The 19,670-nt window shown below is 44.6% G+C and carries 23 protein-coding genes and 1 tRNA gene; 17 read left to right on the forward strand and 7 right to left on the reverse strand.

What is annotated here, in order from left to right; genetic code table 11:
* The 3 genes from Q0C11_RS06150 (at position 1) to Q0C11_RS06160 (ending at position 2,036) form a co-directional block, all read left to right on the forward strand.
* The gene (locus Q0C11_RS06150; RefSeq protein WP_293006672.1) at positions 1–444 is read left to right on the forward strand and encodes a DUF3293 domain-containing protein; all 444 of its coding nucleotides are present in this window, start codon (positions 1–3) and stop codon (positions 442–444) included.
* Between the two features lie 129 nt (positions 445–573).
* Entirely contained in the window at positions 574–1,434 is an 861-nt protein-coding gene (locus Q0C11_RS06155) for a Tim44 domain-containing protein (protein WP_293006674.1), read from the forward strand.
* 113 nt (positions 1,435–1,547) lie between these two features.
* Positions 1,548–2,036, forward strand: coding sequence for a DUF2165 family protein (locus tag Q0C11_RS06160; RefSeq protein ID WP_293006676.1), 489 nt, complete (start codon positions 1,548–1,550; stop codon positions 2,034–2,036).
* A gap of 98 nt (positions 2,037–2,134) precedes the next feature.
* Here the strand turns inward: Q0C11_RS06160 and Q0C11_RS06165 are convergent, their stop codons facing one another.
* The 4 genes from Q0C11_RS06165 to Q0C11_RS06180 form a co-directional block, all read right to left on the reverse strand.
* On the reverse strand, positions 2,135–2,542 hold the full coding sequence (locus tag Q0C11_RS06165) for a heme-binding protein (RefSeq protein WP_293006678.1): 408 nt from the start codon (positions 2,540–2,542) through the stop codon (positions 2,135–2,137).
* Between the two features lie 107 nt (positions 2,543–2,649).
* Positions 2,650–3,510, reverse strand: coding sequence for a serine O-acetyltransferase EpsC (gene epsC, locus Q0C11_RS06170; protein ID WP_293006710.1), 861 nt, complete (start codon positions 3,508–3,510; stop codon positions 2,650–2,652).
* Between the two features lie 89 nt (positions 3,511–3,599).
* The gene (gene cysK, locus Q0C11_RS06175) at positions 3,600–4,577 is read right to left on the reverse strand and encodes a cysteine synthase A (RefSeq protein ID WP_293006680.1); all 978 of its coding nucleotides are present in this window, start codon (positions 4,575–4,577) and stop codon (positions 3,600–3,602) included.
* Between the two features lie 392 nt (positions 4,578–4,969).
* Positions 4,970–5,045: transfer RNA gene (locus Q0C11_RS06180), tRNA-Met, on the reverse strand.
* 260 nt (positions 5,046–5,305) lie between these two features.
* Between Q0C11_RS06180 and Q0C11_RS06185 the strand changes: the two genes are divergently transcribed.
* Positions 5,306–6,475: a UbiH/UbiF family hydroxylase gene (locus Q0C11_RS06185; protein WP_293006682.1), complete on the forward strand. Its 1,170-nt coding sequence runs from the start codon at positions 5,306–5,308 to the stop codon at positions 6,473–6,475.
* A 25-nt stretch (positions 6,476–6,500) separates the two neighbouring features.
* Positions 6,501–7,223, forward strand: coding sequence for a DsbC family protein (locus Q0C11_RS06190; RefSeq protein ID WP_293006684.1), 723 nt, complete (start codon positions 6,501–6,503; stop codon positions 7,221–7,223).
* Between the two features lie 46 nt (positions 7,224–7,269).
* Here Q0C11_RS06190 and Q0C11_RS06195 read toward each other — a convergent pair whose 3' ends face one another.
* Together Q0C11_RS06195 and Q0C11_RS06200 are read right to left on the reverse strand one after the other, a co-directional pair.
* Complete coding sequence (locus Q0C11_RS06195) at positions 7,270–8,472, reverse strand: murein transglycosylase A (protein WP_293006686.1); 1,203 nt, start codon at positions 8,470–8,472, stop codon at positions 7,270–7,272.
* Between the two features lie 218 nt (positions 8,473–8,690).
* Positions 8,691–9,437 carry a Nif3-like dinuclear metal center hexameric protein gene (locus Q0C11_RS06200; protein ID WP_293006688.1) on the reverse strand — a complete coding sequence of 249 codons (747 nt, stop codon included), beginning with the start codon at positions 9,435–9,437 and terminating at the stop codon, positions 8,691–8,693.
* A 78-nt stretch (positions 9,438–9,515) separates the two neighbouring features.
* Between Q0C11_RS06200 and Q0C11_RS06205 the strand changes: the two genes are divergently transcribed.
* From Q0C11_RS06205 to Q0C11_RS06225, 5 genes are all read left to right on the forward strand, one after another.
* Positions 9,516–10,655 (forward strand): Do family serine endopeptidase, encoded by a 1,140-nt coding sequence (locus Q0C11_RS06205; RefSeq protein ID WP_293006711.1) that lies wholly within the window; start codon positions 9,516–9,518, stop codon positions 10,653–10,655.
* Positions 10,656–10,676: 21 nt separating this feature from the next.
* Positions 10,677–12,329: a hypothetical protein gene (locus tag Q0C11_RS06210; protein ID WP_293006690.1), complete on the forward strand. Its 1,653-nt coding sequence runs from the start codon at positions 10,677–10,679 to the stop codon at positions 12,327–12,329.
* 86 nt (positions 12,330–12,415) lie between these two features.
* Entirely contained in the window at positions 12,416–12,988 is a 573-nt protein-coding gene (locus tag Q0C11_RS06215) for an RNA polymerase sigma factor (protein ID WP_293006712.1), read from the forward strand.
* A gap of 3 nt (positions 12,989–12,991) precedes the next feature.
* The gene (locus tag Q0C11_RS06220) at positions 12,992–13,363 is read left to right on the forward strand and encodes a DUF3619 family protein (RefSeq protein ID WP_293006692.1); all 372 of its coding nucleotides are present in this window, start codon (positions 12,992–12,994) and stop codon (positions 13,361–13,363) included.
* Complete coding sequence (locus tag Q0C11_RS06225; RefSeq protein WP_293006694.1) at positions 13,345–13,740, forward strand: DUF3106 domain-containing protein; 396 nt, start codon at positions 13,345–13,347, stop codon at positions 13,738–13,740. Before Q0C11_RS06220 ends, Q0C11_RS06225 begins: the two co-directional genes overlap by 19 nt.
* 251 nt (positions 13,741–13,991) lie before the next feature.
* Here Q0C11_RS06225 and Q0C11_RS06230 read toward each other — a convergent pair whose 3' ends face one another.
* Positions 13,992–14,162 (reverse strand): transposase, encoded by a 171-nt coding sequence (locus tag Q0C11_RS06230; protein WP_293006696.1) that lies wholly within the window; start codon positions 14,160–14,162, stop codon positions 13,992–13,994.
* A 537-nt stretch (positions 14,163–14,699) separates the two neighbouring features.
* Between Q0C11_RS06230 and Q0C11_RS06235 the strand changes: the two genes are divergently transcribed.
* The 7 genes from Q0C11_RS06235 to Q0C11_RS06265 all read left to right on the forward strand — a co-directional run.
* On the forward strand, positions 14,700–15,794 hold the full coding sequence (locus Q0C11_RS06235) for a hypothetical protein (RefSeq protein WP_293006698.1): 1,095 nt from the start codon (positions 14,700–14,702) through the stop codon (positions 15,792–15,794).
* A gap of 11 nt (positions 15,795–15,805) precedes the next feature.
* Complete coding sequence (locus tag Q0C11_RS06240) at positions 15,806–16,285, forward strand: GNAT family N-acetyltransferase (protein WP_293006699.1); 480 nt, start codon at positions 15,806–15,808, stop codon at positions 16,283–16,285.
* 30 nt (positions 16,286–16,315) lie between these two features.
* Positions 16,316–17,143, forward strand: a complete 828-nt coding sequence (dapF, locus tag Q0C11_RS06245) for a diaminopimelate epimerase (protein WP_293006701.1) — start codon at positions 16,316–16,318, stop codon at positions 17,141–17,143.
* 104 nt (positions 17,144–17,247) lie between these two features.
* Entirely contained in the window at positions 17,248–17,529 is a 282-nt protein-coding gene (locus tag Q0C11_RS06250) for a hypothetical protein (RefSeq protein ID WP_293006703.1), read from the forward strand.
* Positions 17,530–18,122: 593 nt separating this feature from the next.
* Positions 18,123–18,410 carry a ComEA family DNA-binding protein gene (locus Q0C11_RS06255; protein ID WP_293006705.1) on the forward strand — a complete coding sequence of 96 codons (288 nt, stop codon included), beginning with the start codon at positions 18,123–18,125 and terminating at the stop codon, positions 18,408–18,410.
* Between the two features lie 126 nt (positions 18,411–18,536).
* The gene (cysM, locus tag Q0C11_RS06260) at positions 18,537–19,442 is read left to right on the forward strand and encodes a cysteine synthase CysM (RefSeq protein ID WP_293006707.1); all 906 of its coding nucleotides are present in this window, start codon (positions 18,537–18,539) and stop codon (positions 19,440–19,442) included.
* 22 nt (positions 19,443–19,464) lie between these two features.
* The coding region (locus tag Q0C11_RS06265) for a YbgC/FadM family acyl-CoA thioesterase (RefSeq protein WP_293006709.1) at positions 19,465–19,670 on the forward strand (206 nt) is incomplete at its 3' end.

The raw sequence follows: 19,670 nt of genomic DNA on the forward strand, positions 1-19,670 counted from the left end.
TTGAAGCCAACGACATTGATCCGATCATTGCTGGCTAAGAGCTTTATCACCAGCTACCTTAACACGCACTATCAGGTTGGGACCGGCCCAGATGCAATTGTCCTGCGCATCGGCCAGCATTCAAAACCACTCACCAAACTTCTTGAGACACTTAAACAATCCTTCGCTGCGATAATCAGTGCGTATAATCCATGCAGCCGACTCGTAAGCAATGAAATGAACTTAATTGCACACGAATTACTCAGGAATTATTTGAATCACCATGCTTACGCGATGATTGAAAGCCTGAATGTAGATCCATCTGGCAAATGGCCGTCTGAGAAAAGCTTTTTTGTTCCTGGATTGGATCTCAATACCGCCCGTTCAATCGGACAGAAATTCAATCAAAATGCGATTGTATGGATTGATAGTGAAGCAATTTCTCGCCTAATATTATTGCGCTAAAAAATCAGATTCTGTACTTTTTGCAAAAAAAGACCGCCCTCAAAATTTACTTAGCTGAAAATTCAGTGTGGCTGGCAACACAAACCCGATGCTATACTCAACGCTTTACAATATAGTTGGAAGATCATTATGAAGCGAACACTCACCTTTCTGACTTTAGCTATCTTCAGTTTTGGCTTACTTGCTTTTGATGCGGAAGCAAAACGCATGGGCGGTGGCAAAAGTTTCGGCAAACAACGTCAATCCGTTAATCAGCAACAAGCTGCACCCGCTCCTCAACAAACGCCTGCTGCGGCACCTGCAGCCGCTGCGGGCGGCAGTAAGTGGGGTGGCGCATTAGCCGGCTTGGCCGCTGGTGGTTTATTGGCTGCACTCTTTATGGGAGGTGCGTTTGAAAACATCAACATGATGGATATCGTAACTATGCTGTTACTCGTAGGCGCTGTGTTTTTCATCATCCGCATGTTGCGTAAACCCAAGGCCGAACAATCGCCTTCCATGCAATACTCGGGCATGAATACCAACACACGCGATAACTTCAATACTTCAGCCTTTGCCCCGCCTGCCGGAACCACAACTGCAGGCACTCAAGCAGCTTATCGGCAACCCAATATTCCCGCAGATTTCAAAGTAGAGCCATTTTTGCGTAATGCAAAAGCTTCATTTATGCGCTTGCAGGTCGCTCACGACCATGGTGATATCAATGAAATTCGTGACTACACAACACCGGAGATGCTGGCAGAAATTAGCACACAAATCAATGAACGGGGTGACGCACAACAAAGAACTGAAATCCTGTTCATTGATGCCAATTTGCTAGAAGTTGAAACAACCGATGACATGGCCATCGCAAGTGTTCGCTTCACCGGTCAACTGAAAGACTTACCTGATGGCGAACCAGAAGTATTTGATGAAATCTGGCATGTGCAGAAAGACCTCAAGGATCCAGATGCGACATGGTTATTAGCCGGCATTCAGCAAGTCTCCTAATTTGTTGCATCCTATCCCAGCTGGCCTGCCGCTGTTTGAATAGCGCTGGCCAGGATTAATAAATTACCTCAAGTATAAACTGCATTATCACTTCAACCATCATGTACACGCGATTGTCAAAAACTATAATGGTATTGGCTTTTGCGTTGTACACGTCGCTGGTAGCATTCAATAACCTCACCGATTACAACTCAAATTTTTCCATCACTGCACATGTCCTGTTGATGGATACGACTTTTCCTGATAATCAGGGTCTCTGGCGGGCAATCAAATCTCCTTCTCTACATCATGTGGCGTATGGCCTGATCATTGCTACTGAAATTCTGATTGCTGGGCTATGTTGGCTGGGTGGCTTGCGTTTATACCAGAACATCAGAAATCCATCATCTTTCAATCAAGCAAAAAGCTTGGCAATACTCGGCCTCACTCTCGGTTTCTTGCTGTGGTTCACCGGATTTATGACCATTGGCGGGGAGTGGTTTTTAATGTGGCAATCGGAAACCGCCAGTGGTCAGCAAGCTGCATTTCGTTTAGTGATGATTACTGTCGTCACCCTCATTTACCTGATCCAGGTAGACGAAGATAAGCATAGTCACAGTTAAAGATTGTTACAAACACCCATTTCTTCTCTGAAGAAGTAATGCAAGTTCATAACCACATCAACACACGTGAGATCTTTAGCAAATTTTTAGCATGGAAATCAAGACGGCAACGCATCAATTCCAGCCTGAGCTACCTGTGCATCCTGGAAAGATCTTACACCACTGACCCCGATTGCACCGACAAATTGATCATTCACAATGATCGGCAGTCCGCCTTCAATCGGCAAGGCGCCGGGTAAGCCCAGGTAACGCAATTGCCCTTCCGCAATATTTTCTTCCCATACTTTGGTCGGACGGCGAAAGGCTATTGCAGTACGCGCTTTTTTAATCGCCACATCAATACTGCCATACTGCACATGATCCAAACGTTGCAAGAAAAGTAAATGACCGCCATCATCGACAATAGCAATGACAACCGGCCATCCATTCCGCATCGCTTCCAATTCTGCACCTATCGCCATTTTCTTGGCATCGTCCAGTGTGAGAATTACTTTGTCAGCAGTCATGTGATTCCTAAAATGTCAAAAAAGCCCGTTGAAAAAACTCCCTGCATTGCCGCTGCGGTATTAAAAACTGCTCAAAATGCTCATTTATTATATGAATCCAGCAGCATTTAAATCCCGGCGCCGTCTTCAAACACTTCCTGACGCATCTGTGCCTGAGAAATATTACTGCCCGGTGGAACGCTTCGCGTCAGCCATACATTACCACCGATCGTCGACCCCCGTCCTATGGTAATACGTCCCAGAATCGTTGCTCCAGCATAGATCACCACGTCATCTTCCACAATAGGATGACGCAAATTGCCTTTCACCAACGTACCATTCTCATCCACTGGAAAACGTTTAGCACCCAGCGTAACTGCTTGATATAAGCGAACATTATGCCCAATGATTGCAGTCTCTCCAATCACCACACCGGTGCCATGATCGATAAAAAAACTGCCATTGATCTGCGCGCCTGGATGAATTTCTATACCGGTCACAGAATGCGCAATCTCAGAAATCATACGCGCGATCAGAGGCACCCCCAATCCGTGCAAAACATGCGCTAGCCGGTAATGCGTAATCGCCATAATACCAGGATAACAAACCAGCACCTCATCTACATTCCGTGCCGCCGGATCGCCTTCATACGCTGCCTTAATATCAGTTTCCAACAAACTCCGGATCTCCGGCAAATATTTTGCAAACGCCTGCGTAATTGCTACCGATTGCGCACGATCTTCATCGCTAAGAACTTCCAAACCAGAGTTATAGTGCAACTCATGCTGAATCTGCACCATCAACTCACGCAATGTCATATTCAGCGTATGTCCAACATAATGATCGATACCTTCATCAGCCAATTCAGATGAACCCAATCGATTAGGGAACATAGCCGCACTCAAACCCTCCGCAACACTGGCCAGAATCCTACGCGACGGCAACCTGGGCGGGCGATCATGCCGGTTACGGCTTTCTAATGAGGCCATACGCAATGCACGCAATTCAGCTACGATACTGTCCACATCCAGATGTGTGCTGCGCAGCAAAAGATCGCGCGTTCTCTTGGTAGTATTCACTATGCTGTCAAACCTTGTTCATTAAACATACCTTCAAACAATACACTGCTTAGGTAACGCTCAGCGGAATCAGGCAATATCACTACGATGGTTTTCCCCGCATTCTGAGGATGCTTAGCATGACGTACTGCCGCCGCCACAGCCGCACCGCAGGAAATACCAGCTAAGATACCCTCCTCGCGCGCTAAGCGCCGTGCAAATAGTATCGCCTCTTCATTGGTAACTTGCTCGATTTCATCCACCAGTGAAAGATCCAGATTATCAGGCACAAAACCAGCGCCAATACCTTGAATCTTATGTGGACCAGATGCCAATGAAATTCCAGCGCGTTTTTGTGACAATACTGGACTCGCCGTGGGCTCAACTGCCACCGAAGTAATAGCTTTACCTCTGGTTTGTTTGATATAGCGAGAAACGCCAGTAATCGTGCCACCTGTACCCACGCCTGCTACAAAAATATCAACAGCACCATCCGTATCGTTCCATATTTCCGGTCCGGTGGTTTTTTCATGAATTTCCGGATTGGCTGGGTTCTTGAACTGTTGCAGCAACACATAACGTCCCGGATCAGAAGCAACAATTTCTTCCGCTTTTGCCAAAGCTCCGTTCATACCGCGCGCGCCTTCGGTTAATTCCAGCTTGGCACCCAATGCAACCAACAACTTACGTCGTTCCACGCTCATCGTTTCCGGCATCGTCAAAGTCAACGGAATTCCTCGCGCGGCTGCCACGAAAGCCAACGCAATTCCCGTATTGCCGCTCGTAGGCTCAATAATCTCTTTCCCTGTCCCCAGTAACCCTTTACGCTCGGCGTCGTCAATCATAGCCACACCAATACGACACTTAACCGAATACGCCGGATTACGCCCTTCAATCTTTCCCAACACAATTGCCGGCGCACCGTCAGTCACCCGATTGAGACGCACCAATGGAGTTTGTCCAATGGATAATGAATTGTCTTTAAACCAATTTGCCATGATTGCCCTTTATGAATTTGATACAGACCTCAGACCAAATTCACACTATTAATCTATTAAATAAAACACCAAATCAATCAATAACACACAGAATCTGATCGACTCTACATAAATAATGTATAACTCTGAAATTTAGAATCTAGCGCAACATCTGAATCAAAGTATTCAATATAGTGCATTCACTCCAAAGCCGAAAGTACACAGCTTGTGACAGGCTATTGAGTCATAATATTCGTAAACTTATCGATGGTTAAGTTGTACTGTACAGGAATAAAAAACAGAAGAAAAAAGAAGTGGCTTAGCTGATAGCAGCGGAAAAAAACTATCCTATCCACTCCTTGTGATAGCTCTGAAAAGATTAGCCATTAAAAACCGATTCTTGCCCATAAGAATGGTGGCGAATCAGGGATTTGAACCCCGGACCAACGGATTATGATTCCGCTGCTCTAACCACTGAGCTAATTCGCCACGCGCTTAAAACACAAGGGACGCATTTTGCCTTTGAGGGGATGGCTTGTCAAGATCAAAAATGTGACATGACAAGGGTTTATGCGTGTTCTCAGGGTATTGTGCAATGTTTACCGATACTTTAGAGGTGAATCAGTAGCTTTGATTTATTGATTGAAAATACACGACTGCTCGTTGAATTGGACAACCATAAATTTGCTTTCAACGACGATTAACTTTGTGTTACCTGTTCATACCAAAGCATCTGTATAATCAATTCCATGAAATTCGATATCATAGTAATCGGTGGTGGACTCGTCGGCGCAAGCTTGGTGGCTGCGCTTAAAGACAGCAGTCTAAAAATAGCCTTGATAGAACCACATAAATCCACGCCGGTACCTCAAGATGAAAGCTGGGATAGCCGGGTGTATGCAATTAGCCCGGGCAGCGCCGCTTTTCTGCAAAAACTGGGGGCATGGCAGCTAATGAAAGCTGAGCGAGTAGCGTCAGTTTATGAAATGGCGGTATTTGGCGACGACAATACTGCACATATTAATTTCAGTGCGTACGAGATTGGTTTGCCCGAATTGGCATTTATTGCTGAAAACCGCCAGTTGCAAACAGCTGTCTGGCAAACACTCAGTTCTTCAAGAGAAAATATACAAATATTCTGCCCAGCAAAATGTACCGCAATCACTTGGCATGACACACATGTTGATGTGCAACTGTCAGACGGAACCCTAATTGAAACTGCACTAATAATAGGCGCAGATGGCGTAAATTCGTGGGTACGTAAACAGGCTGAGATTGAGGTATCGCGGCATGCTTACCATCAAATTGGCGTAGTAGCCAATTTCAGCACGGAACTATCTCATCGCCAGATTGCCCATCAATGGTTCAGGCGAGATGGTGTACTGGCATTACTCCCGTTACCGAGAAAGCGCGTATCTATGGTTTGGTCTACCACTGAGGATCACGCGATTTTCTTACGCAACTTGCCTGCGGAGGAACTCTGTCAGCAAGTAGAAGAAGCTTCTTCACACGCAGTGGGTGCAATGCAGCTGATTTCGCCGCCAATAGGTTTTCCATTGAATTATGTACATGTAAAAAATTTGGTTAAGCCTCGCCTGGCGCTAATCGGCGATGCTGCGCATGGCATTCATCCGCTGGCCGGCCAAGGTGTCAACCTTGGATTGCGTGACGCACAGGAACTTGCGGCTATACTGAACACGCAAAACGCGTTGACGGATTGTGGCAATTATATGTTATTGCGGCGTTACGAGCTGGCACGCAAGGAAGATATTCTGGCTCTGGAATGGGTCACGAATGGTTTACAAAAATTATTCAATAATCCAAATCCGACATTAGCCCGCATACGCAATTTAGGGCTTGAAATAACCAATCACTTGCCATTGATTAAAAATCGATTGATGCGGCACGCTTTGAACTAAATTTCTTTTTTAAATTGGAGTTGTCATGGCTACACACTTAAAGCTTTTCATTTTAATCCTATCATTAAGTTTTTTTTCCGGAACGCTCTGGGCTGATGAAGAAGCTGTTAAGAAGGCCGTTCAACCCCATTTCGAAGGCCAGAAAATTGACAGCATAAAGAAAACGCCTTTTTCAGGTCTATACGAAATCGTTATAGGCGACGAACTTTTTTATTCCGATGACAAAGCAAATTATCTCTTTTTCGGTCACGTTATCGATACCAAAACCCGGGCTAGCATGACCAATGAGCGTATCCAAGAAATTAAGGCTGCACGACGCGTACCATTCGACACGCTGCCTCTGCAACATGCCATCAAAGCAGTCAAAGGCGATGGCAAACGCAAAGTGGCCGTTTATACGGATCCCAATTGCCCTTACTGCAAACAACTGGAAAAAGAGTTAATCAACATCACAAATGTCACCGTTTATAACCTGCTTTACCCGGTGCTTAACGGCTCAATGGAATTGTCAAAAAAAATCTGGTGCGCTGAAAATCAAATCAAGGCGTGGGAGGATTTTATGTTGAAAGGTACCGCACCAGCAGAAAAAGACTGCGAAACGCCACTGGAAACTTTGGTAAAATCAGGCCGTGAGAATAAAGTTTCCGGCACGCCGACGCTAATTTTCGCTGATGGCTCGGTTGTTGGAGGAATGATTCCTGCTGCAGCCATTGAGGAAAAGCTGGAAAGCACGAGCAAGGACAAATAAAACCTAAGAAACTTAAAAAGCTTGCTGATAAATTACAGCAAGCTTTTTATTGCTGCGTAAGCGTAACTGGCTGATATTCCTGCGGCATTAGTATCCACATTTTTCCCGCCTGCTTCATTTTTCCCGCCTGATTTCCGGCTTCATGGCCAAATCCCCAAAAGAAATCCGCGCGTACTCCACCTTTTATCGCACCACCGACGTCTTGCGCCACCATGAGCCGGTTCAAAGGTTTATTCGTATTGGGCCAAGTGGTTGCCAGAAACACTGGCACACCCTGCGGGATTGACAGCGGATCAATAGCGATACTTCTGCCGGCAGTTAATGGCACGCCCATAGCACCGATGGGACCGGATAAATCGGATGGCAATTCGCGGAAAAACACGTAGCGCGCATTTTGCTGTAACAACTCTGCCAGCTTACTAGGGTTTTGTCGCCCCCATTGCTTGATACCTTGCATGGATGCTTGCTCCAAAGGCAGTTCACCACGTTGCACCAGAAGCTTACCAATTGAGTTATACGGGAAACCGTTTTGATCGGCAAAACCTATTTTCATCACTTCGCCGTTATCGAACACTATTCGCCCGGAGCCTTGCACATGCAGGAAAAACAATTCAACCTCGTCTTCCACCCATAACAGCTCGTATCCATTCAATAATTTCGGATTATTCATAATATCCGCTCTACTGTAATAGGGCACCACTTTACGACCATTCAAACGCCCGCGCAAACGTAGATCTTTAAGCTCCGGATAGGCTTCGCCTAATTCGATGGTTAACAATTCATCGGGAGCGGCATAAACTGGAAAACGATAATGTTTTGAGTATGCCCGACTCCCTCTCAGCAAGGGCTCATAGTAGCCAGTAACCAAACCTTCCTCAGTATTATCGGCATTAATAACTTGATAAGGAATGAAATAAACTTCAAAAAAGTTTTTTAACGTTGAATTGCTGGGATGATGCAGTGATGCGGCAATTTTGCAATTTTTCTGCCAAATGGGTTGTTTACTTAAAACTCTACAACTTTGCAAAAAAGCCTGCCATGCCGGAAGTAGATCATCGCTATTCCAATCGGTCAATGCAGACCATTGCGCGCGCTTATGGATAGACTTTGCCAGCGGCTTCTCAGGCGAAGGCGGTGCTATAGCTTCATCAGACTGTGTCGGTGGCGGTGTTGGACTGATACTTCCGGTAGTGCAGGCGGCAAGCCATAGAAAAGAAGTAATAACGACAAAACTTAATTGGTTTTTCATCTGATTTTGGTTAAAGTAGTAGCTCGATTCAATTATGAGATAGCAATCTTAAATTATGTGGTTACTGATAGTCGAGGCAGCTGTGGCATTGGGTTTATTTCTTTTTATTATCTGGTGGACCATGTTTTCAGGAAAAAAAACGAAAGAAGATAAAAACAAAGATGAATAAAACCAGCATCAGAATTATCGCAATATGAATTCGATGTCAATTTTACCCATTACACCGGATTTTCAACATCAATAAATTGATGCTGTATTCCAAATTTCTGCGCAATGTAATTGCCCAGTGCTTGTACACCATAGCGTTCTGTCGCATGATGTCCCGCGGCGATAAATGCAACACCCGATTCACGTGCAGCATGAACGTTTTGTTCTGAAATCTCTCCCGTCAAATACGCATCAACGCCTTGCAGAATCGCCGCGTCAAAATAATTTTGCGCTGAACCGGTACACCAGGCGATACGTTGAATGGTTTTATCAAGGTCGCCGATTATCATTGGCTTACGCAATAAGGTTCGCGATATTTGTTGACCCAATGCAGCCAAACTCATGGCTTCTTTGAGTTCCCCCTGCATCATGATATCCTGGCCGCCGAAACGGCCGTTTTCAACAAACCCTAATTTTTGCCCTAATTGCGCATTATTGCCAAATTGCGGATGTCCATCCAACGGCAAATGATAGGCAAATAAATTGATTTGATGATTCATCAGTAAAGCGATGCGACGGTTCTTTATACCAGTGATTCGCATATCTTCACCACGCCAGAAATAACCGTGATGAACTAGGACCGCGTCTGCTTTAGCTGCCAACGCTGCCTGAAGCAGATCAAGCGAAGCAGTTACACCACTAACAACCGTATGAATATCGCTGCGCCCTTCCACTTGCAAGCCATTTGGGCAATAATCTTGAAAGCGGGGTATATCCAGTAATTGATTCAGATGATTTTCCAGCTCATCTCGATTCATTGATTTCCTCCTTGGTTCCTTATATTGCATCGCAATATATTCATTGCTACGACTATTTTATTGTGGGGTAATACTTTGATATACAGACTTTGGTTGATTTTTGCACAAACTGCAACAGTGTTGCTGGCTATTTTTTTTGTCGTATCTACATTGCGACCGGACTTACTCTCCTGGAAACCACGGGGAGAAATTGTAACCGTAAGAGAAGTTGCGCCTGCGGTTACATCAGAAAGACCAGATAGCTATGCCAAAGCAGCCGAAATTGCCATGCCATCTGTCGTCAATATTTTTACCAGCAAAGAAGTCAATGAGCCTGTCCATCCTTTGCTGAACGATCCTACGTTTCGCAGATTTTTCGGTGACCAGTTGGAATCCAAACCAAGACGCACTTCAAGCTTGGGCTCGGGAGTTATTGTCAGTCCTAATGGTTATATATTGACTAATCACCATGTCGTCGAAACCGCAGACGAAGTTGAAGTTGCTCTGGTTGATGGCAGAAAAACTAAAGCCCGCTTGATTGGTTCCGACCCTGAAACAGATCTGGCAGTACTGAAGATAAATTTGAAAGATTTACCCGCTATAACCTTTGGCCAGTCACAACAGGTTAAAGTGGGTGATGTCGTGCTCGCTGTGGGCAATCCCTTTGCCGTGGGTCAAAGTGTTACTATGGGAATTGTTGGCGCACTGAGCAGGAGTCGGGTGGGAATTAATACCTTTGAAGATTTCATTCAAACCGACGCGGCGATTAACCCGGGCAACTCTGGTGGAGCATTGACCGACACCGCAGGCAACCTCATTGGAATTAACACTGCAATTTATTCCCGCAGTGGCGGCTCGCTCGGCATCGGTTTTGCGATTCCGATACATATTGCCAAGCAGATTATGGAACAAATTGTGCAGTCTGGTGGCGTAATCCGTGGCTGGCTAGGGGTCAGCATGCAAGATATGACTGATGAACTGGCAGAGTCATTCAATCTGGATAGTCCATCAGGAGCCTTGATAGCCAGTGTTCTCAAAGACGGCCCAGCTGATAAAGCTGGAATAAGGCCAGGCGATATACTGATTGCAATCGAGGGCAAATCACTTAAAAACTCATCGGAAATGCTCAATCACGTAGCCGCATTACCACCTGGAGCAACGGTAACTGCCACAGTCATTCGCAATAAACAAGAAAAATCTTTCCCAGTACAAATCGGTGTAAGACCCAAACAAAAGTAACTACATTTAGAAATCAAACTCATGAAGAATCTATTTCCGGAAAACGGCTTTCTATCCGTAATATCACAATGGTTTAGTGCCAATATTCTTGCCCTTGGACGTGAAATGCGGTTGTCTTATTTACCACCGTTAATGGTATACGTCGCCGCCGGCATCTCGGGTCTGACAAGTATTGTTGGCACGTTCTACGTCAAGGAAAAACTTGGGCTTTCCGCCGAATTTCTGGCCATGCTAGGATTCTGGATGATGTTGCCGTGGGCACTCAAAATGCCGATGGGTCATTTGGTCGACCTGATCTGGCGCTGGAAGAGCTTGCTGGTATATTTAGGTGCCAGTTTAATCATGTTAAGTCTGTTGATCATGATTGGCTTGCTTGGACATACGGAGACCATGACCGCTATGGCTTCTGTTGAAGCCTGGTTTGTAACATCAGCCTTACTGGCTCCGATCGGTTATGTTTTACAGGATGTGGTTGCCGATGCCATGACCGTTGAAGCAGTGCCGCGTGTCGATGAAAATGGCAACAAGCTGAATTTAGAGAAGCGTAAGCTGATGCATGTCACGATGCAAACCCTGGGACGAGTCGCCATTATCGGCGGTGGTGTGCTGGTATCCGTTATCAATGTTTTTATACTCCGCGATGCTGGATCACTCCCGGAAGCGGAAAAAGAAGTCGTATATTTATTGGTGTATGAACTCGCCTTGATCATTCCGCTTATCTCAATCTTTGGCGTTGTTTTTGCATCCTGGCTACGTCGGCGCGAACGTAAACATTTTCTCGCGCAAGGACATAGCTACCAGGAAGTCGATAGGTTGCTGAATATGCACTCGGAAGCACCGGAAGTAAACTGGTGGATTTTGGGAGGAGGATTGGCCTTTACAATCATATCCTTGAGCGTCGGACTGAGTCGCATGCCTGGCAGCGAGGAGATCATTTTTGTCATCTCCATGGTAATTGTCATATTTTTGATGTGGCGATTAACCGGCGAGCTTGAACCCGAGGCCCGCAACGTGCTAGTGGGCACGGCTGTGTTGATATTCATATTTCGTGCCATTCCTGGACCCGGTGCCGGTTCTACCTGGTGGATGATTGACGAACTAGGCTTTGATCAGCAATTTCTTGCCGTTTTGTCATTGGTGGGCGCCACATTAACGCTATTCGGCATGTTCATTTTCCGCCGTTTTATGGCTGAGCGCTCTATTGCCTATATCATTGGCTTTCTCACTATCGTAGGGACATTTCTCTCACTACCGATCATAGGTATGTATTTTGGTCTACATCAATGGACAGCAGCTATGACCGGCGGAGTGGTCGATGCCCGCTTCATTGCATTGATTGACACCGCACTGGAATCGCCGCTCGGCCAGATTGCCATGATCCCGATGCTGGCCTGGATTGCCAACTCCGCACCGGAAAAACTTAAAGCTACTTTTTTTGCCGTGATGGCGTCATTCACCAACCTGGCATTATCTGCTTCGCAACTCGGAACCAAATATCTCAATCAGTTTTACGAAGTGAAACGTGAAGTAAAAGATGCAGCGACCGGTCAAATCACTATTCCTGCAGATTATAGCGAGCTGGGACAGTTACTGATTACCGTCACCATCATTGGTTTTGTTTTACCACTGATCACGATTTTAATTGTCAAACATTCACGCTTTCGTAATGCCTGATTTATTATGTGAATCTGGGAGGTAAAACGCTTCAGTTAACTTGAACCTTTTTAAATTATTTTAACTATAACTAAAGGTTGCCCATCCTGGCTACTCGAGAAGAACTTTCAGATTTCCTGATTAAAACCGAGAGACGCGCATATAAACAAGCACTGTTTTCGGTTCGTGATGAAGATACGGCATTGGACATCATTCAAGATTCCATGACAAAGCTCACGGTAAAATATGCTGCGAAGCCAGTTGAAGAACTGCCACTTTTGTATCAGCGAATTTTACAGAACACCATTAGAGATTACTACCGGCGACAGAAAACTCGCTCATTATGGACTACGCTGTTTTCAGCATTTACGTCGAATGCTCCGAATAAGGATCAAGAAGATTTCGATATTCTCGAAACTTTACAGATAAAACAAGAATCCAATTTTGGCAAAGTACCTGATGCAGAGCTTGAAAGGAAACAGCTGATTGATTTAATAGAAGAAGCTATGAAAATTCTTCCAATGCGTCAACGTGAAGCCTTTATACTGCGTTATTGGGAAGAGATGAGCGTAGCGGAAACTGCAATGATTATGAATTGTTCTGAAGGAAGTGTAAAAACACACTGTTCAAGAGCAGTGCATACATTAGCTACAATACTGAGAGAAAAAGGAGTTAAATAAATTATGAGTGAGCATGAATTAGGAAAAAAAGTCTCTAAGCTATTGGATTTAAGCGCTAATGAGAATATTAAACAAAGTACTTTGTATCGATTGCAATCTGCTCGCCGGGCCGCTCTGGAAAATTGCCAGTCTATGGGAGCAATTAATTCAGGTAGCAGCAGCGCTTCTTTTTTTTATGGTAGGCCCGAATGGCAGCTTTATGCTGGAAAACTGATATTACTATTGGCTGTATTACTTGTTCTGATGAGCATAACTTTTTCTAAGCTTTGGGATAATGATCAAAATGCAATTATAGACACGATGATACTGGCTGATGATTTACCGATAGATGCTTATCTTGATAATGAGTTTGAGAAATGGCTGAATTCCGATTAATTATTATCGTTGGAGGTTTTTTTTTATTTTCCTTTGATGTTTTAGCAGACAAGCCTCCATGGAAAGAATTAAAGCCCCAGCAGCAGAAAATTTTGGAACCGCTGGCACAGAATTGGAAGGACATGGATTCGGCAAGAAAGAAAAAATGGCTGAATATTGCAAAACGCTATTCAAAAATGAATTCTGAGGAACAACAGCGCATTCAGTCGCAAATGCAGGATTGGAATTCATTGACCACTGAACAACGTCAGGTGGCGCGTAAAAGGTACAAGAAAATGGAGCAATTGCCAGTCCGGAAACGCCAAGAAATCAAACAGCGATGGAATGAGCATGAGCAATTCACGGAAAAATCTAGTGAGAAAGCTTTAGAACCTTAATATTAACGAGCATAAGCGTGGAATATAATAAGTGTTTATTTAATATGCAAAAGTTGCGCCTACAAGTAAATTTCTTAAATGACTGACTTTAAGCTTCTGTATTTACTTCATTATAAATCGGAAAAATTCTTATTTTATTCGTTCTTGTAGCTTATTAAATGCCGTCACTTTTTCATTTATCACTTAATAAGCAACCCCATGGCAAGATCGCGAGTTATTACAAGCTGACACAGTACTTCTTTCGGTTTGCCCTAATAGTTCTCAGCCGTACTCCAATTCTTTTCCTCCACAGTCGCAACATAATAGCCATCCGTCCAATACTCACCACCCCACACTTCAGCCTGTGATAAGAAATCCATGCGCCTCCTCAATATGGACACTGTTACATCTATGGCGTTTTGCAGAACCTTATAAGGTGGCAATGTAGTCGATTTTCAACGCCTGCTAACTGCTTACTCGGATGGTAGCCAGTACTGCACTTATGGCTATCAGAAACCATTGAAGCAATCGGACATGATCGCTCCCATGAATCGCAAGAGGAACTGCTATGACATTGCTCCGATGAAAAGCTTCTGGGAAATACACAAAAACAAGCTGGTGCACACCATCGAAAATTCAAGATACAACTACAAGCAATTCAGGAAATTACCAAGTGTATTGAAGTCTTTAATAACCGACAGCGTAAGCAAGATAGATTAGACTTTCTGTCACCAACGAAATATACGCAACGATACTCTGAAATTTAGCCGCCGCTTAACTGCTACATGGGCTCCCTTTTGTCAGCTCTTATTAGTCCGTGCAGGACGTCAAATAAAGTGGTGCCCGTCCATCCAAATAAAATAGTTCAACAATGTGTCAACCGAACTCCCGGACTGGCGTTAATGTGCATAGTTTCAGTTAATTTATATGCTTCATTACATCAATTGCTTGAGTTTCTAGGATTTTTATAAAGTTCAACTATGCAAAGACTCAATATCGCTTATACCTGCAATATTAGAAAGCCGGGCATGGAAGATGAGCGCTATGGTGAATTCGAAAGTCCAGATACTATCGCAGCAGTAACTACAGCGCTGGAACATGCGGGCGCGAATGTGGAAGTGATTGATGTGGGTGCGGATATCTATCATCAGCTTGAGAAACGTAAAGACAAAATCGATCTGGTGTTCAATAACGCAGAAGGTTTGGATGAAAAGGAACTACGCGAAGCTATTGTTCCATTCTTTTGTGAGCACTTGGGTATTCCATATACCGGTAGCAGCCCCAAGACCTTTATCAACAAAATGGATAAGGCAACGGCAAAGCGGATCGTTGCGTATGAAGGTGTGCCAACAGCGAAATTTCAACTCATGATGCCGGGTGATCAGCTCAAGAATCTATCTTTTCCGCTGATGGTTAAACCATACAGCGAGGGAACCAGCATCGGCATCAGCCAGAAAAGTAAAGTACATAATGAAGCAGAGCTCAATGAAGCCCTTACAGCGATTTATACGCAGTTTGATCAAGCTGCGCTGGTCGAGGAATTTCTCCCTGGAAATGAATACACGATTGGTTTGATTGGAGACTATGTGTTGCCAATTTTGGAGATTAATTTTGCGAAGCTTCCAGGTCATCCGCAACTGCGTGATCCGCACGTAAAAGATATGGAGAATCCCTACATTACTCACCTGAACTGGACCGATCAGGCCAAAAGCTTTGCCAAGATGGCGGTCGCGGCACATGAGGCACTTGAGGTTCGCGACTATAACCGTATGGATTTTCGCATGCGCGGAGGCAAGTTATATTTTCTCGAAGCCAATGTCATACCCGGTATTCATCCGACCGAAGCGGACCTAACCAGCATGTGCCGGCACGTTGGAATCGCGCACCAGTGTATGGTTGCATTGATCCTGGATAGAGCGGTGAAACGGCTGGCTGTACGTTATCCCGAACGTTTTCGGGGAAAGGTCGAATTAATCGAGGAATTAGCGATCTCGGTCATCAACAAAGTGCCGAAAGCCGGTTTTCTTACTCATCATGGGCGGATGTATAGCCTGCTCGGAAAATCAACCCAATAATAAATGAAATCATGATTGTACCCATTTCTAAAGACTTGTTTCCTGATCTTGTGAAGATTGCCTTGCAAGATATTGGTTCGATGTATCAATCCGCAGTTCACGATGAGCTGGAGGATATTGCAAGTGGCCGGTGTTTTGGGCTTTGTGCCGTGAGTGAAGGCAATCCGATTGGTTATGTGATAGCAAAAAAAACGGTTGACACCTATCACTTAATGACAATCGCAGTGGATGAGCGTCATCGCGGCAAGGGATATGGCTCACTGTTGCTGGACGGCATTTTTGCCGAGATCGCGCAGCAAGGGGGAAGAATACTGAATGTCATTACGGACGCAGATGCAAGCGAAAGCCTGCGTTTTTATCTCAAAAATGGTTTTTTTCTGACCGGCATTGTACAGGATGAATTTATCTCGGGAGTAGCCCAGGTACATCTGACCAGAAGGATGGGATATAGGCCTGAGCTCGAAACAAGACCTGTTTTTTCTACTACTTAACTTTGGAAAGGGCCTAAAGCAATGAGAATCATGGCGACAAAAATGGACGGTTGCGGCAATTCGTTTTTACTGGTTGATGAAGTGAAAAATCCTTTGTCCGGATTCGATCGGGCGCGGATTTCAAATGCCCTGGCAACGCAGCATGATACCGATGGAATTCTGTATGTCGATCAACTGCAAGGCATGCCCACGATGAAGATTTTTGATCGGGACGGCACCGAAGAAACCATGTGCGGAAATGGGCTGCGCTGTGCAACACGCTATTTCCGCGATACCTATGTGAACAATGATGTGTTTAACATCATGACTGACGATGGCATGAAGGAAGTGGTGGTCGATAACGAAAGTGTTGAGGTTAATCTGGGTGCCGCGCGGGATTACCGGCAAATCGATCAGAATCTGCATTATGTGTACACCGGCGTGCCGCATGTCGTGGTCATCGGTTCCGAGATCAGCCTAGAAGTTGCAACAGCGCATGGACAATCGTTACGCAATGATAAACCCCTGTGTGAACTAGTTGGTCACCCGGAAGGCGTGAATGTGAATTTTATCTGGCGCACTGCGGAAGGCATTGCTTTGCACACTTTTGAGGTAGGTGTGGAAAACGTAACACAAAGTTGTGGCACCGGCAGTGCGGCAAGTGCTTATGTGGCAGCTAGGGTGTTTGGAATCGACTTGCCGATCATGACGAGCTCCTCGGGAGGCAGTTTGCACGTCAGAAATGATAACGGTGGGTTGTCGATCAGCGGTCCGACGCGTTATCAGGGGAAAGTAATTGGATTTTCCAATGCCGTCTTTGCCAAATCCGTGGAACCGGTCAATTACTGGCAACGCAATTATGCCTGGCAAGGGATGTGAATCGCCTTTTAAGCATCTGAAGTTGAATCGTTGTGTCAGTTTTTGCCGTGGTTGTTACGCTTGCGGCATTGTTAATGCTGGATTGTTTTTTATGAGGCAATAGTATGGAATTCTCATTGGTTACTTTTTTTCTAATCATGGTTGCCATGACGGTTTCTGATATTTGTTTTACACTTTACTTTATTGACGTGGAAGAAAGAAGAGCGCACGGGGCCGCCTTCTGGTCAGCGATGATCATTCTGGTTACCGCATTTGCCGTCACCAATTATGTCGAAAACAAGATTTATATTGTGGCTGCATTTATCGGTGCATACGTAGGCACTTATGTCACGATCGAGTGGAAGAAACGAATTGAATCAAGGTTAAAGCCTGAATTGGTTGAATGAATTGCCACTGCAATCATCCCACGTAGCTGTCGCGAAAAATTGAGTCAGAAACCACGGCTATCTTTAACTTGCGATTCCCCGCATTCTTGCCACGGGGTTGTTTATTAATGGCTATGTAACAATTAACTATTGATTTTTTCTGCCCTCTGATGGTAAATGATTTTTTGATTGCCAAAAAACGACATAACAAATTATTTATAAATAATGTGGTTGTATAAGTCATTTTCAATAATCAATTGTGACATAGCCTACTTATTTTTATTTTCAAATGCTTGGGCGTATTTCAGGGGTGGCTACTTACAATCCCATACCACATGCGTCAGTCTCTGGTAATCTTTCATTTGATTCTCCTAGCTTTTGGTCAAGCCAAAAAAATCAAGGTGACCGCTTCTCTCGGTTAAATCTTTTTCAGTCCCCCGTAATAACTAGGTGATTACCTTATTATTTACCCCCTAAATTAATTTCAACATAATCCGATATCACTTTGACCTGCGTGCATGGCAATGTATGCATTCAGGTATTTTTTAATCCACAAAAACTGAAGCGCTTACTTTGTTGTGTGCATCAGTATTTGTTTTGATAAAGGAGATATTATGCGGAAATGGTTTCTACTGATGGCTCTGGTGTTCTTGTATACTGGCACTGCATTCGCAGCGGTCAATATCAATACAGCTTCACAAACTGAGCTTGAATCTTTACAAGGAATTGGTCCTGCTAAAGCAAAAGCGATCATTGAGCATCGCGAAAAAAGCGGCACCTTTGCTTCCGTTGATGATTTAGCGAAAGTAAGCGGTATTGGTCAGGGAACTATCAAGCAACTTCGCGATGCAATTACCGTCGAAGGTGAGAAAGCCACAGAAGCTCCGGCCAAACAGGAGTAGTTTTTGTAGTGGATTAATTTACCCTCTCTGAATTATCTTCAGAGAGGGTTTTTATTTGCGTGATTACTTTGTTTCAATACCGTTAGCTTATGCGATAATTGATGCATCTATGGTAAAGTTTGCATCATGCACAAAACGATTGAAAATTTTGTTGGTAATACGCCTTTAGTCAGACTCAAGCATTTACCCGGAACGACTTCCAATACCATTCTTATCAAGCTAGAAGGTAATAATCCTGCTGGATCGGTCAAAGACCGTCCGGCATTGTCGATGATTTCGCATGCGCAACAACGCGGAGAAATTAAACTAGGCGATACACTGATTGAAGCTACCAGTGGCAATACCGGAATTGCGTTGGCGATGGCTGCCGCCATGATGGGTTATCGCATGATATTGATCATGCCGGAAAATTTGAGCATTGAACGACGGCAGTCCATGAGCGCATACGGCGCAAAGATTATTCTGACACCGAAATCCGGCGGTATGGAACAAGCGCGGGATGTAGCTGAAAAAATGCGCGATGAAGGTCAAGGCATCATTCTGGATCAATTTGCAAATCCAGATAACCCACGGGCACATTATGAAGGCACGGCACCAGAAATCTGGCGCGATACACAAGGAAAAATCACTCATTTTGTCAGCAGCATGGGAACTACAGGTACGATTATGGGTTGTTCAAGATTTTTTAAGGAACAGCAAACACCCATCAAAGTCATTGGGGTACAACCTGAGGATGGCGCACAAATACCCGGTATCCGCAAATGGTCCCCAGCGTATTTGCCTAAAATTTTCGATGCGAAACGGATCGACGAAATGATCTATGTGAACCAGTCTGAGGCTGAAGATATGACGCGCAGATTGGCGCGTGAAGAAGGAATCTTTGCGGGCATTTCATCGGGCGGCGCTCTGGCGGCAGTACTTAAAGTATCCGATCGGGTTGAAAACGCAACCATAGTTTTCATCGCGTGTGATCGAGGAGATCGCTATTTATCGACAGGGGTTTTTCCTGCTAATGATGTACGATCAGAATAAGACTTAGCGTCATTCGTTTACTATGTTAACCAATTACTTTTCACTGCCGGTTCGTGTCTATTATCAGGATACAGATGCGGGTGGAGTGGTATATCATTCAACCTACCTGAATTTCATGGAGCGGGCACGCTATGAATGGCTTAGAGAACTTGGATTTAATGCCAATACATTGGTTGCAACCTCTAAAGTCTTGTTCATGATCCGTTCAATTGAGGTCGAGTATTTCAA

The organism is Nitrosomonas sp., assembly GCF_022842015.1.
Classification (GTDB): domain Bacteria; phylum Pseudomonadota; class Gammaproteobacteria; order Burkholderiales; family Nitrosomonadaceae; genus Nitrosomonas.